This window comes from Curvibacter microcysteis, from assembly GCF_028649455.1.
Classification (GTDB): domain Bacteria; phylum Pseudomonadota; class Gammaproteobacteria; order Burkholderiales; family Burkholderiaceae_C; genus Curvibacter; species Curvibacter microcysteis.
The window spans coordinates 327,279-340,405 of the sequence record NZ_JAQSIO010000004.1 but is presented as its reverse complement, the minus strand read 5'-3'; the positions used below and the strand labels follow the sequence as shown (position 1 = coordinate 340,405).

Annotated in this window: 13 protein-coding genes; 12 read left to right on the top strand and 1 reads right to left on the bottom strand. The window is 62.9% G+C overall.

Annotated features, from left to right (window positions below; genetic code table 11):
* Positions 1-5: 5 nt before the first annotated feature.
* The 12 genes from PSQ39_RS13090 to PSQ39_RS13035 all read left to right on the top strand — a co-directional run bounded on the left by PSQ39_RS13090 (position 6) and on the right by PSQ39_RS13035 (position 12,055).
* Positions 6-1,094: a MucB/RseB C-terminal domain-containing protein gene (locus tag PSQ39_RS13090; protein ID WP_273927252.1), complete on the top strand. Its 1,089-nt coding sequence runs from the start codon at positions 6-8 to the stop codon at positions 1,092-1,094.
* Between the two features lie 87 nt (positions 1,095-1,181).
* On the top strand, positions 1,182-2,663 hold the full coding sequence (locus PSQ39_RS13085; RefSeq protein WP_273927251.1) for a DegQ family serine endoprotease: 1,482 nt from the start codon (positions 1,182-1,184) through the stop codon (positions 2,661-2,663).
* A gap of 520 nt (positions 2,664-3,183) precedes the next feature.
* Entirely contained in the window at positions 3,184-4,992 is a 1,809-nt protein-coding gene (lepA, locus tag PSQ39_RS13080) for a translation elongation factor 4 (RefSeq protein WP_273927250.1), read from the top strand.
* On the top strand, positions 4,992-5,972 hold the full coding sequence (lepB, locus tag PSQ39_RS13075) for a signal peptidase I (protein ID WP_273927249.1): 981 nt from the start codon (positions 4,992-4,994) through the stop codon (positions 5,970-5,972). The genes lepA and lepB overlap by 1 nt, the downstream gene beginning before the upstream one ends.
* 35 nt (positions 5,973-6,007) lie before the next feature.
* Positions 6,008-6,370 (top strand): DUF4845 domain-containing protein, encoded by a 363-nt coding sequence (locus tag PSQ39_RS13070; RefSeq protein WP_273927248.1) that lies wholly within the window; start codon positions 6,008-6,010, stop codon positions 6,368-6,370.
* A complete protein-coding gene (rnc, locus tag PSQ39_RS13065) occupies positions 6,371-7,054 on the top strand; it encodes a ribonuclease III (RefSeq protein ID WP_273927247.1) in 684 nt (227 codons plus the stop codon).
* On the top strand, positions 7,051-8,037 hold the full coding sequence (gene era, locus PSQ39_RS13060) for a GTPase Era (protein WP_273927246.1): 987 nt from the start codon (positions 7,051-7,053) through the stop codon (positions 8,035-8,037). Before rnc ends, era begins: the two co-directional genes overlap by 4 nt.
* A gap of 52 nt (positions 8,038-8,089) precedes the next feature.
* Positions 8,090-8,845, top strand: coding sequence for a DNA repair protein RecO (gene recO / locus PSQ39_RS13055; RefSeq protein ID WP_273927245.1), 756 nt, complete (start codon positions 8,090-8,092; stop codon positions 8,843-8,845).
* On the top strand, positions 8,842-9,615 hold the full coding sequence (locus PSQ39_RS13050; RefSeq protein ID WP_273927244.1) for a pyridoxine 5'-phosphate synthase: 774 nt from the start codon (positions 8,842-8,844) through the stop codon (positions 9,613-9,615). The genes recO and PSQ39_RS13050 overlap by 4 nt, the downstream gene beginning before the upstream one ends.
* Positions 9,616-9,632: 17 nt before the next feature.
* Entirely contained in the window at positions 9,633-10,052 is a 420-nt protein-coding gene (acpS, locus tag PSQ39_RS13045; RefSeq protein WP_273927243.1) for a holo-ACP synthase, read from the top strand.
* Between the two features lie 41 nt (positions 10,053-10,093).
* Positions 10,094-11,176, top strand: coding sequence for a beta-N-acetylhexosaminidase (nagZ, locus tag PSQ39_RS13040; RefSeq protein ID WP_273927242.1), 1,083 nt, complete (start codon positions 10,094-10,096; stop codon positions 11,174-11,176).
* A gap of 63 nt (positions 11,177-11,239) precedes the next feature.
* Positions 11,240-12,055 (top strand): 2-keto-4-pentenoate hydratase, encoded by an 816-nt coding sequence (locus tag PSQ39_RS13035; RefSeq protein WP_273927241.1) that lies wholly within the window; start codon positions 11,240-11,242, stop codon positions 12,053-12,055.
* Between the two features lie 38 nt (positions 12,056-12,093).
* On the opposite strand, the gene PSQ39_RS13030 is transcribed toward PSQ39_RS13035, so the two are convergent.
* Positions 12,094-13,089 carry a GGDEF domain-containing response regulator gene (locus tag PSQ39_RS13030; protein WP_273927240.1) on the bottom strand — a complete coding sequence of 332 codons (996 nt, stop codon included), beginning with the start codon at positions 13,087-13,089 and terminating at the stop codon, positions 12,094-12,096.
* Between the last annotated feature and the right edge of the window lie 38 nt (positions 13,090-13,127).

Sequence of the window (13,127 nt, the reverse complement as noted above, 5' to 3'; positions counted from 1 at the left end):
TGGGTGTGGCCACGCTCGCCTGGCCTTTGGCGGCCTGGAGTGCCGGGCCGGTGCAGACGGCACCTTTTGCCATCGCGGGCAGCACGGCTCCTGCTGCTGCTGCTGCAGGCCCTGCTTTTTCCATGGCGGGCGCCACGCCTGCGGCGGCCACCAACGCTGGTGCCGAGCGAGATTTGAACCAGTGGCTTCTCCGTTTGCACAACGCCTCCAGTCGCCGTGCCTATGTCGGCACCTTTGTCGTGATGTCTGCTGCGGGCGGCATGTACAGCTCGCGCATTTGGCATGTCTGTGATGGTGACTTGCAGATGGAGCGGGTTGATGCCCTCACGGGGCCGCCGCGCTCCACCCTGCGGCGCAATGACCAGGTCATCACCTTTTTGCCCGACGCCCGCGTTGCGCGCTCGGAAAAGCGCGAATCGCTGGGGCTGTTTCCCAATTTGAAACGAGCGGGTGACCCTGCCTTGGCGGCGCTCTACCAAGCCCAATCGACAGGTCTGGACCGGGTCGCAGGCTTTGACGCCGACGTGGTGCAGATCCAACCCAAGGATGGCTTGCGCTACGGTTACCGCATCTGGAGCGAGAAGAAGTCTGGCTTGGCCATCAAAATCCAAACCCTGGATGTCGACGGCAAGGTGCTGGAGCAGGCTGCGTTCTCCGAACTTGACTTGGATGCCAATGTCAAGATGGACAAGCTGGCTCAGATGATGAACAACACCAGCGGCTACCGCGTCGAGCACGCTGAATTGGTCAAGACCACGCCCCAGCAAGAAGGCTGGGGTCTGAAGAGTCCCGTGGCAGGCTTTCAGTCGGTGAGTTGCTACCAGCGCAGCAACGGTGCGGCGCCTGTGGCAGGGCCCGGTGCGGCGCTGGCACCTACTTTGCAATGGACTTTCTCCGATGGCCTGGCCACGGTGTCCTTGTTTGTCGAACCTTATGGCCGGCAGCCCCACCCGCAAGACGAGGTGCTGGTGTCCATGGGCGCCACCCAGACCCTGGCCCGTCGCTGGTCGGGCGACTGGTGGCTGACCCTGGTGGGGGAGGTTCCTTTGGCCACCCTCAAGTTGTTCGCTCAAAACCTTGAGCGGCGCAAGTAAGTCCCTATCTTTACCCGACGCGGCCCAAGCTCGGGCCGCGCTGGTTCTTGTTTCCTTGCTTTTGACAATTCGATCCTTGAAAGGTCCATGATGCACAACATCTATTGGAAGCGCCTGCGCCTTGTGGCACTGGCCGCCGCCATGGCTGGCACCTCGGCTGTTTCTTTGCTTCCGGTGCAAGCGGCCCAGGCGCAGTCTGCCGCCACCGTGCGCGCCCTGCCTGACTTCACCGATCTGGTCGAGCAGGTGGGCCCCTCGGTGGTCAATATCCGAACCCTCGAGAAAGCCTCTAGCCGTGCCGCCAATGGTGGGGGTGTTGATGAGGAGATGTTGGAGTTTTTCCGGCGCTTTGGTCTGCCCGTTCCCAATGTGCCGCGCCAGGGGCCGCGGCAACAAAAACCCCAGCAGGATGAAGAAGCCCAGCCGCGAGGCGTGGGCTCGGGTTTTGTGCTGACTTCTGATGGCTTCATCATGACCAATGCCCATGTGGTGGAGGACGCTGATGAAGTGGTGGTCACCCTGACCGACAAGCGTGAATTCAAGGCGCGCATTGTCGGCGCCGACAAGCGCACCGACGTGGCCGTGGTCAAGATCGAGGCCACTGGCCTGCCTGCGGTGAAGTTGGGCGATACCGGCCGTCTGAAGGTCGGCGAATGGGTCATGGCGATTGGCTCGCCCTTCGGCCTCGAGAACACCGTGACGGCTGGCATTGTGAGTGCCAAGCAGCGAGACACAGGGGACTACCTGCCCTTCATCCAGACCGATGTGGCGATCAACCCTGGCAATTCGGGTGGACCGCTGATCAATATGCGTGGTGAGGTGGTGGGCATCAACAGCCAGATCTACTCGCGCTCGGGGGGCTTCATGGGCATCTCGTTTGCCATTCCCATCGACGAGGCCGTGCGTGTCAGCGAGCAGCTGCGTGCCACTGGGCGTGTCTCGCGCGGTCGCATTGGCGTGCAGATCGATCAAGTCAGCAAAGAGGTGGCTGAGTCCCTGGGCTTGCCCAAAGCCCAGGGCGCTTTGGTGCGCGGGGTTGAAACCGGTTCACCTGCGGACAAGGCGGGTGTCGAGCCAGGAGACATCATCGTGCGCTTTGATGGCAAGACCATTGAAAAGAGCGCAGACCTGCCCCGACTGGTGGGCAACACCAAACCGGGCTCTCGCAGCACGGTGACGGTGTTCCGCCGCGGTGCCAACAAGGATCTGGCCATCACCATCGCCGAGATCGAGCCTGAAGCCAGTGCGCGCAAAGGCGCTGAGCGCGAGGAAAAACCAAAGGGTTCTTCTGCTGGTCAATCTCTGGGTTTGGTGGTCAGCGAATTGACCGCGGCACAGAAGAAGGAGCTCAAGCTCAAGGGCGGGGTTCGTGTCGATGCGGTCAGCGATGCGGCCGCGAGAGCCGGCCTGCGTGAAGGCGACGTCATCCTGGGCATTGCCAATTCAGAGGTTGGCAGTGTGAAGGAGTTCGAGGCGGCGCTGGCCAGGGCGGATCGCAGCAAAACCATCAGCGTGCTGTTCCGCCGCGGTGAGTGGACTCAGTTTGCCGCCATCCGACCCAGTCGATGATCTGAGCCGCAGCGGGGGGGGGGCGCCTCCCGCTGTGCCCCCTGGCGACAGTCGGAATTGATGGTCTGTTCAGTCAGGTTTGTTTGGCATTTTGCAAATTTTTTTCAAGCCGGATACCTTTTTTTTGTAAGTTTGCGCTCGCTCACAAATTTTGGGGTTAATTCCTTGTTTGGGTAGAATGCAGCTTGTTGACCGATGCGCTTTGGCATATCGAGAAGACCAAAAACCACGATGCGGGATACCGACCAGCTGGGCACAGGTGATCCACAGATCACCCACAAGTTGTCCAGAAACTCATCAACCGAACCTGTTGATAAGATGTGTATAAACTGCCTGTTGCAGCGCTGCAACGCCGTGGCTCTGGCCCTTCTCGGGCTGTACGTCCCAGGCTTTTTGCCTACAATGAAGCTCCAACTATCGCAGTTGCCATAGATTGTTGGTTCAGGGCGCGTCGCTACCAGACGCGCCCTTTTTTATTGGGTCTCCCCCAGATAATTCAATTACTTAAGCGTTCCCGTTGATGAATCACATCAGAAATTTCTCGATCATTGCCCACATCGACCACGGCAAGTCAACGCTGGCAGACCGCTTGATCCAGCGCTGCGGCGGCCTGGAAGAGCGCGAGATGGAGGCCCAGGTGCTCGACTCGATGGACATCGAAAAAGAGCGTGGGATAACCATCAAGGCGCAGACCGCTGCGCTGCACTACAAGGCCAAGGACGGCCAGGTTTACAACCTCAATTTGATCGACACGCCCGGCCACGTCGACTTCTCCTATGAGGTCAGCCGCTCCCTCTCTGCTTGCGAAGGCGCGCTGTTGGTGGTCGACGCCTCGCAAGGCGTGGAAGCCCAGACCGTGGCCAACTGCTACACCGCGCTCGACCTGGGTGTTGAGGTGGTGCCGGTGCTCAACAAGATGGATTTGCCGCAGGCCGATCCAGACAATGCCAAGGCCGAAATTGAAGACGTGATCGGCATCGATGCGACCGATGCCATTCCTTGCTCGGCCAAGAGCGGCATGGGCATTGAGGACATCCTGGAAGCCGTGGTGGCCCGCATCCCCGCTCCCAAGGGCAACCCGAACGCGCCGCTGCGCGCCATGATCGTGGACAGCTGGTTCGACACCTACGTGGGTGTGGTGATGCTGGTGCGCGTGGTCGACGGCCGCCTGGGCAAGGGCGAGCGCTTCAAGATGATGGCCACCGGCACGGTCTACAACGCCGACAACCTCGGTGTGTTCACGCCGACCAACGTGCCGCGCGACTCGCTCGAGGCCGGTGAGGTGGGTTACATCATTGCGGGCATCAAGGAGTTGCAGGCCGCCAAGGTCGGCGACACCATCACGCTTGAGAAAAAGCTGCCCAACAACCTGGGCCCTGCCAGTTCGGCCTTGCCAGGTTTCAAGGAAATCCAGCCCCAGGTGTTTGCCGGTCTGTACCCGACCGAAGCCAACCAGTACGACTCGCTGCGCGACAGCCTGGAAAAACTCAAGCTCAACGACTCTTCGCTGCACTTCGAGCCCGAAGTCTCGCAGGCCCTGGGCTTTGGTTTCCGTTGTGGCTTCCTGGGTTTGCTGCACATGGAAATCGTGCAAGAGCGCCTGGAACGCGAATTCGACCAAGACCTGATCACCACCGCACCCAGCGTGGTCTACGAAGTGGTCAAGGGCGATGGCGAAGTCATCATGGTCGAGAACCCCGCCAAGATGCCCGACCAGGGCCGCATGCAGGAGATCCGCGAGCCCATCGTGACCGTGCACCTCTACATGCCGCAAGATTACGTGGGCGCGGTGATGACGCTGGCCAACCAAAAGCGCGGCGTTCAGATGAACATGGCCTACCACGGTCGCCAGGTCATGCTGACCTATGAAATGCCGTTGGGCGAAATCGTGCTGGACTTCTTCGACAAGCTCAAGTCGGTCAGCCGGGGCTATGCCTCCATGGACTATGAGTTCAAGGAGTACCGCGCCTCTGACGTGGTGAAGGTCGACATCTTGCTCAATGGCGAGAAGGTCGATGCCTTGTCCATCATCGTTCACCGCACCCAAGCTCAGTACCGGGGCCGTGCCGTGGCCGCCAAGATGCGCGAAATCATCAGCCGCCAGATGTTCGATGTGGCCATCCAGGCCGCCATCGGCGCCAACATCATTGCCCGTGAAACCATCAAGGCCTTGCGCAAGAACGTGCTGGCCAAGTGCTACGGCGGTGACATCACCCGCAAGCGCAAGCTCCTCGAGAAGCAGAAGGCAGGTAAGAAGCGCATGAAGCAAATCGGCTCGGTCGAAGTGCCGCAAGAAGCCTTTCTGGCCATTTTGCAGGTGGAGGAATGATGAGCATCATGTCCACCATCACCGCCCTGATCCTGGCCGGTTTCGCCGCTTATGTGGGGGCTTGGTACCTCAACATTGGCGGCATCGAGGGCAACTTCGCGCTCCTCCTGTTCTTGGCCACTTCGGTGACGGGGGCTTATTGGTTGGCCGAGCGCCTGTACTTCTTGCCGCGTCGCCGGCAGGCCGCGCAAGCCATTGAGGCCGCGCAAGTGCAGCGCCGCGAAGAGCTGACCCGCATGGGCATTCAGCAGGTGGATGGCGACGTGGAAGACGCCAAGGTCAAACTCTTGATGCAGCCCTGGTGGTTGGACTGGACCGCCGGCCTGTTCCCGGTCATCGCAGCCGTGTTTGTGTTGCGCTCGTTTTTGTTCGAGCCCTTCAAAATTCCCTCCGGCTCCATGATCCCGACCCTGCTGGTGGGCGACCTCATCTTGGTCAACAAGTTCACCTACGGCATCCGCCTGCCCGTGATCAACAAGAAGATCACCGAAGGCAATGCACCGCAGCGTGGTGACGTGATGGTGTTTCGCTACCCGCCCAAGCCCTCGCTGGACTACATCAAGCGCGTGGTCGGTGTGCCGGGTGACGAGGTGGCCTACCTCAACAAGCGCCTGACCATCAATGGCCAGGCCATCGAGACCAAGGCCCTTCCGGACTTCTTTGATGAAGACGCCGTGCGCTACTTCAAGCAGTTTGAAGAGCAACTGGGCACCCACCCCCATCGCCTGCTCAACGACCCGGATCGCCCGGCTTTTGTGCCTGGCGTGGACAACTTCCCGTTCAAGGACAACTGCCACTACTCCATTGAAGGAGTTCGTTGCAAAGTACCGGAAGGTCACTATTTCATGATGGGGGATAACCGTGATAATTCCCTCGATTCGCGCTATTGGGGCTTTGTGCCCGACAGCAACATCGTGGGCAAGGCCTTCTTTGTCTGGATGAACTTCGGCAACCTCAAACGCATCGGATCCTTCAATTGATTGATCAAGTGCCAAAGGGCAGGAAGAGTGCATCCATGAAACAGTCGAACCGGGCCCCGCGCTCGCAGCAACGCGGCCTGTCCTTCATCAGCCTGGTGCTGGTGGCGGCCCTGATCGTGTCGACCATGGTGGTCACGGCCCAGGTCGTGCCCACGGGCATCGAGTACGTGGCGGCCAAAAAGGCCATCGAGCGCGCCAAGGTGGGTTCGACCGTGCTGGAAGTCCAGCAAATTTTTGACCGGGCTGCAGCCATTGACGACATCAGCTCGATCTCTGGCAAGGACCTGGACATTCGCAAGGTGGGTGACAAAGTGGTGGTGGGTTTTGCCTACACCCGTGAAATCCACCTCGTTGGACCAGCGTACCTGGTCATGAAATACAGCGCACAGACCAACTAGGTGGACCCTCGACTTCAAAGTTTGCAGCAACGGCTGCAACACGTCTTTTCCGATCCGAAACTTTTGCAGCGGGCTGTCACGCACCGCAGCTTTTCGGCCGATCACAACGAACGCCTCGAATTCCTCGGCGACTCGGTGCTCAACCTGGCGGTCGCCGGCTTGCTGTACCAGCGCCTGGGCGCGCTGGCTGAGGGCGACCTCTCGCGCACCCGGGCCAACTTGGTCAAGCAAGACACCTTGCACCAGTTGGCCTTGGGGCTGGACCTGCCCAACGTTTTGCGTTTGGGTGAGGGGGAAACCCGCTCGGGCGGGCAACAACGCCCCTCCATCCTGGCCGATGCGCTGGAAGCTTTGCTGGGCGCCGTCTTTGTCGATGCCGGTTACGGCCCGGCCGAGGCTTTGGTCCACCGCCTGTTCCAGGGCGTGGAGATCAACCCGCAAATGCAGGCCATGGGCAAAGACCCCAAAACCGGCTTGCAGGAGTGGTTGCAGGGCCGCAAAATGAAAGTGCCGACTTACCGCGTGGTGGCCACCACAGGCGCGGCGCACCGCCAAACCTTCGACGTTGAGTGCGAAATCCCCGAATTGGGCCTGACTGAGCGAGGCATTGGGGGTTCCCGGCGCGCCGGTGAACAGGCCGCTGCTGCAGCCATGCTGCTCACCCTGAAAGCGACACAAAAATGAACGACGCAAGCAAGCCTGTAGCGGGTAACGACCTCGATCTGGAGGCCATGTTGGCCGCCGCCAAGCCGGCCGTCGCGCCTGCCGTGGATGGCCAGCGCTGTGGCGTCATCGCCATCGTGGGCAAGCCCAACGTGGGCAAATCCACCTTGCTCAATGCCTTGGTCGGCCAAAAGATCAGCATCACCTCGCGCAAGGCCCAGACCACGCGCCACCGCATCACCGGCATCCGCACACTGCACCAAACCCAGTATGTGTTTGTTGATACGCCCGGCTTCCAGACCCGGCACAGCACGGCCCTCAACAAGTCGCTGAACAAGACGGTCATGGGTGCCATCGGCGACGTGGACCTGGTGTTGTTTGTGGTCGAGGCCGGCAACTTCACCCTGGCCGATGCCAAGGTGCTGTCCCTGCTCAAGCCGGGCATTCCCGCCTTGTTGGTGGCCAACAAGCTCGACACCGTGAACCGCCGTGCCGAGCTGGCCCCGTGGCTCAAGAGCATGCAGGAGCGTCACCCCTTCAACGAGTTCGTGCCCATGTCGGCCAAGAACAAGGGCGACATCGAGCGCCTGTTCGGCATCTGCGAAAAGTACCTGCCCGAACAAGCCTGGTTCTACGCGGAAGACGAACTGACCGACCGCAGCGAGAAGTTCCTGGCCTCTGAAACCGTGCGCGAAAAGTTGTTCCGTTTCACCGGCGACGAGTTGCCCTACACCTCGACCGTGGTGATCGACAAGTTCGACGAGGAAAAGAGCAAGAACCACGGCCGCATGGTGCGCATCTCCGCCACCATCGTGGTCGAACGCGATGGCCACAAGGCCATGGTGATCGGTGACAAGGGCGAGCGCCTCAAGCGCATCGGCACCGAGGCGCGCCAAGAGCTGGAAAAGCTCATGGACGCCAAGGTCTTCCTGGAACTGTGGGTCAAGGTGCGTTCCGGCTGGGCCGATGATGAAGCCCGGGTGCGGAGCTTTGGCTACGAGTGAAGCCCCCCAGCGGGGTTCTGCCTGCCAGTCACCCTGGCAGGTGGCCTGAACCATGGCCACCAAGCGCATTGCCGATGAACCGGCCTTTGTCCTGCACCGCTACGACTGGAGTGAATCCAGTCTGATTCTGGAGGTGTTCACACGCCGCCACGGTCGTCAGGCGCTGGTGGCCAAAGGGGCCAAGCGCCCGAGCTCCAACTTCCGACCGGTGTTGTTGCCGCTGCAGCCTCTGCGCCTGAACTACAGCCTGTCGCCCGACGAGAACGCCGAAATCCACACCCTCAAGGGGGCTGACTGGGTGGGCGGGCACATCATGCCTGTGGGCGACGCCCTGCTGTCGGGCTACTACCTCAACGAGCTGCTGATGCGCCTGCTGGCGCGCGACGATCCCCACCCTGGCTTGTTCGATGCCTACGCCGCCGTGGTGCGTGTGCTGGCCTCCGAGCATGGCGAGGCCTTGCAACCCGTGCTGCGGGCCTTCGAACTGGTGCTGTTGCGCGACGTGGGCCTGCTGCCCGAGCTCAACACCCAGACCGCCACCTTGGCCCCTCTGCGTGACGAGGCGCACTATGTGCTGGTCGCCGAAGGTGGTTTGCGCGAGGCCCGGGCCCAGGACCGGGGTGCCTTGCCTGGCATCTGGTGGCAAAGTTTGCAGTCCGCTTTGGAGCAAGAACCACCGCTTGCCGCCACCTTGGTCGCCACGGCCGAGCGCTCGGCTGAGCTCAAGCCGCAATTGCGCGCCTTGCTCCACTACCATTGCGGTTCGCTGCGCACGCGGCAACTCATGATCGATCTGCAAAATCTATGAACCAAGCGACCTCCGCCACCTCACCGCTCACCGCGCTGTCGGTCAACCTCAACAAGGTGGCCCTGGTGCGCAACACCCGCCACCTGGGCATTCCCAGCCTCAGTCGGGCGGCCACCCAGTGCCTGCAGGCCGGGGCAGCGGGCATCACCGTGCACCCGCGTCCAGACGAGCGCCATGTGCGTGCCGGTGATGTGCACGAGCTGTCCGAGTTGCTGAAGCAATGGCCGCAGGCCGAGTTCAACATCGAAGGCAACCCCTTCCACAACCTGATGGACTTTGTTCGCACCCTGCGCCCCCACCAGGCCACGTTTGTGCCCGACACCGAAGGCCAGTTCACCAGCGACCACGGGTGGACCTTTCCGCAGGACGCCGAGCGACTGCGCCCCCTGATCGCCGAGACCCGTGCCTTGGGCGTGCGCGTCAGCCTGTTCATGGACCCCGTGCCCGAGGCCATGGCCGCGGCTCGCGCCCTGGGGGCCGACCGCGTGGAGCTCTACACCGAGTCCTGGGCCCGCGCCCATGGCACGCCCGACGAAGCCGCCGTGCTGGCCCAGTTTGCGGCCACCGCGAAAGCAGCGCTGGCGGTGGGCTTGGGCATCAATGCTGGGCATGACCTGTCGCGCGACAACCTCACCACCTTCTTGCGCGGCGTCCCTGGGGTGCAAGAGGTGTCGATTGGCCACGCTCTGATCGCCGACGCGCTGGAGCTGGGCTACAGCGCCACGGTGCCGGACTATCTGCGTTGCATCCGCGCGGCCCAGCCCGCCTGAGTCGAGCCCGGCAAACCATGATTTTCGGCATCGGAACCGACATTTGCGATGTGCGCCGCATCGAGGCCAGTCTGGCCCAGCACGGCGACCGCTTTGCCGAGCGCGTGCTGTCGGTGGCCGAGTTGCAGGCCTGGCGTGAACGCACCGAGCGCTGGCCCGCGCGGGGCGTGCGCTACCTGGCCACGCGGTTTTCGGCCAAGGAAGCCTTCAGCAAGGCCATTGGCATGGGCATGCGCATGCCCATGACCTGGCGCTCGTGTGAGATCGCCAAGCTGCCCAGCGGCCAGCCTGTGATCGTGCTGCACGGCGAACTGAAAACCTGGTTCGAAGCGCGGGGCCTGCGCGCCCATGTCACCGTGACCGACGAGACCGACTACGCCGCCAGCTTTGTGGTGGTCGAGCATGACCCCGCTGCGTCGTCGCCCAGTGCGTCCTGAGTGCAGCACCTTCTTCATTGACCTCGAATTTTCTTCAGACCATGACTGAACACGCCCCCCTGATCCTCGATGTGGCCGGCACCGAACTGAGCGCCGCCGACCGCCGCCGCCTGGCCCACCCGCTCACCGGCGGGGTGATCCTGTTCGCGCGCAACTGGCAGAACCGGGCCCAACTGTTGTCCCTGGCCAGCGCCATCAAGTCGGTGCGCGACGATTTGCTGATCTGCGTCGACCACGAAGGCGGCCGCGTGCAGCGCTTTCGCACCGATGGTTTCACCCACCTGCCGCCCATGCGCGCCTTTGGCGAGCTGTGGATGCACGACGGAAAGGGCGGCTCCGGCGCAGGGGCCATGGCGGCCACCAACGCGGCCACGGCGGCCGGTTATGTCCTGGGCAGCGAGCTGCGCGCCTGTGGCGTGGATTTCAGCTTCACCCCGGTGCTGGACCTGGACTGGGGCGAGAGCGGCGTGATTGGCGACCGTGCCTTCCACCGCGACCCGCGCATCGTCACCTTGCTGGCCAAGAGCCTGATGCAAGGCCTGCTGCAAGCCGGCATGGCCAACTGCGGCAAACACTTCCCGGGCCACGGTTTTGTGAAGGCCGATTCGCACACCGAGATCCCGGTCGACAAGCGCAGTCTCAAGGCCATCCTGGCCGATGACGCCGCGCCTTACCCCTGGTTGTCCAGCACGCTGACCAGCGTCATGCCGGCCCACGTCATCTACCCCAAGGTGGATGCGCGCCCGGCCGGCTTTTCCAGCCGCTGGCTGCAAGACATCCTGCGCCGCCAACTGCGCTTTGACGGCGCCATCTTCAGCGATGACCTCAGCATGGAAGGCGCGCGCCGCCTGGACGGCCGTGCGGTCAGCTACACCGAGGCGGGTGTGGCGGCCTTGAATGCCGGCTGTGACCTGGTGCTGCTGTGCAACCAGAGCCTGGGCCAAGGCGAGGCCGTTGACGAGCTCCTGGCGGGCCTGGAGGCCACGCGCGCCGCCGGTCAATGGCAGCCCAGCCTGGACAGTGAATCGCGTCGCCTGGCGCTGCTGCCGCAAACCCTGCCGCAAACCTGGGACGAGCTGATGTTGCAGCCCGCTTACCAGCAGGCCCTGGCCTTGCTGCCCTGAGCCTTGTTTTTGGGGGCTGCGCCGGCGCTCCCGTCAAAGGTCCTTGATTTTTGGAGGTGCCCCATGCCCAGTTCTGTCCGCAGCGAACAAGCCGCCCAGGTTTTGCTGGCCCATTGGCACAGCGGTCAGCCGCTGATGGCCTGGCCTGCTGAGCTTCAGGCTTCGGGTGCTCCGGTCGACCGCGTGCAGGGCTATGCCGTGCAGGCTGCTTTGGCGCGGCAGGCCAGCCCGAAGTCTGTTGCAGGCTGGAAGATCGCTGCGACCAGCGAGGCCGGCCAGCGCCACATTGGTGTCAGCGGCCCTATGGCGGGACGCTTGCTCGCCGAGCGGGTTCACCCGGACGGCGCCAGCCTGTCGATGCAGGCGAACCGCATGGCCGTGGCCGAGCCTGAGTTTGTCTTCCGCCTGGGGGGGGACTTGCCCCCGCGGGCGACGGCCTATGCCCAAGACGAGGTGATGGCCGCAGTGGACGCCTTGTTCCTGGGCCTGGAAGTGCCCAACTCGCGCTGGGCTGACTTTGTGCACGCGGGTGAAGCGAAGCTCATTGCCGACAACGCCTGCGCCCATGAGTTTGTCCTGGGCCCGCAGGTGAGCGCCGATTGGCGCGCCCTGGACCTGTCTCAGCACGCGGTGCAGGCACAGGTGGTGGGCGCGTCACGCCGTTATGAACGCGCGGGCCTGGGGGCCAATGTGCTGGGCGACCCTCGGCGTGCCCTGACTTGGTTGGTGCAAGAGCTGTCCAGCCTGGGGGTGCCCCTGGCGGCGGGGCAATTCGTCACCACCGGCACGTGCATGCCGCCGCTGGAGATTGTGGCTGGCGACGAAGTGCTGGCCGATTTCGGTGTGCTGGGCCAGGTCCGTGCCCGCTTCACCGACTGAAACGCACAGGGCGCCTCTGCCAGCCCGGCCGCTGGGCCTCAGCCTTGCAGTTGCTCGATGCTGTCGAGCTGGAACTCGAAGCTGAAAAAGCGGTTGCGGCCCTGGGCCTTGGCGGCGTAGAGCGCCTCGTCGGCCCGCATGATCATGGTCTCCGGGCTGGTGCCCTCATCGGGCAGGCAGGTGGTGATGCCGCCAGACAGTGTCACCAAGGGGGCGGTGGGTGAATCCGGGTGCGCCAGATCGAGGCTGCGCAGCATTTGGGTCAGGGCGCGCGCGAACGTCATCGCGCCGGATTTGGGCGTGTCGGGCAGGATCAGCGCAAACTCCTCGCCGCCGTAGCGGGCGGCCACGTCGGAGGGGCGCTTGCAGATATGGTTCAGCATCGACGAGATTTTTTGCAGGCACACATCGCCTTCCACGTGGCCCAGGCTGTCGTTGTAGCGCTTGAAGTGATCAATGTCGCACAGCATCAGGGTCAGTGGCTTGTGGTCGCGTTTGGCCTGGCGGATCTCGGTGTAGAGCAAGCGGTCTAGGCCGCGCCGGTTCACCAGGCCAGTCAAGGGATCGCGCTCGACCAGCTCGTTGAGCTTTTGGTTGGCCAGGTTCAGCTCTTCGGTCACTGCCACCAGGCGGCGCTGCATGCCCAGCAGGCGCTGCATGGCGCGCAGCTTGGCGGCCAGCACGGTCGGCGTCACGGGTTTGACCAGGTAGTCATCACCGCCGGCTTCGATGCCGCGCCAAAGGTCTTCGTCGCGGTCCATGCCGGACAGAAAAATGATGGGCGTCCAGTTGCCCGGTTCCAGATCGCGGATCTTTTGCGCCGTCCAGTAGCCATCGTGGCCCGGCATGCGGATATCCAACAGCACCAGGTCCGGGCGCTTGCTGGCAAACACCGCCAACGCTTCTTCGGCCGAACCGGCTTGCCACACGGTTTGCACACCGACTTGGCGCAACTCCAGGGTCAAGGCCGAGCGAATGGCTTCTTGGTCATCCACGACCAGCACGGTGAACGGGCTTCCGTAGGAGAGGGGCATGGTCGATCTCGCTTCAAGCAATCGTTCAAAGAACGCAA

What these genes read in the sequence shown, in the direction of transcription:
- PSQ39_RS13085 (WP_273927251.1), top strand. Translation starts at nt 1,182, where the DNA reads ATGATGCACAACATCTATTGGAAGCGCCTGCGCCTTGTGGCACTGGCC.
- PSQ39_RS13030 (WP_273927240.1), bottom strand. Translation starts at nt 13,089, where the DNA reads ATGCCCCTCTCCTACGGAAGCCCGTTCACCGTGCTGGTCGTGGATGAC.
- era (WP_273927246.1), top strand. Translation starts at nt 7,051, where the DNA reads ATGAACGACGCAAGCAAGCCTGTAGCGGGTAACGACCTCGATCTGGAG.
- nagZ (WP_273927242.1), top strand. Translation starts at nt 10,094, where the DNA reads ATGACTGAACACGCCCCCCTGATCCTCGATGTGGCCGGCACCGAACTG.
- lepB (WP_273927249.1), top strand. Translation starts at nt 4,992, where the DNA reads ATGAGCATCATGTCCACCATCACCGCCCTGATCCTGGCCGGTTTCGCC.
- PSQ39_RS13070 (WP_273927248.1), top strand. Translation starts at nt 6,008, where the DNA reads ATGAAACAGTCGAACCGGGCCCCGCGCTCGCAGCAACGCGGCCTGTCC.
- PSQ39_RS13035 (WP_273927241.1), top strand. Translation starts at nt 11,240, where the DNA reads ATGCCCAGTTCTGTCCGCAGCGAACAAGCCGCCCAGGTTTTGCTGGCC.
- lepA (WP_273927250.1), top strand. Translation starts at nt 3,184, where the DNA reads ATGAATCACATCAGAAATTTCTCGATCATTGCCCACATCGACCACGGC.
- recO (WP_273927245.1), top strand. Translation starts at nt 8,090, where the DNA reads ATGGCCACCAAGCGCATTGCCGATGAACCGGCCTTTGTCCTGCACCGC.
- acpS (WP_273927243.1), top strand. Translation starts at nt 9,633, where the DNA reads ATGATTTTCGGCATCGGAACCGACATTTGCGATGTGCGCCGCATCGAG.
- PSQ39_RS13050 (WP_273927244.1), top strand. Translation starts at nt 8,842, where the DNA reads ATGAACCAAGCGACCTCCGCCACCTCACCGCTCACCGCGCTGTCGGTC.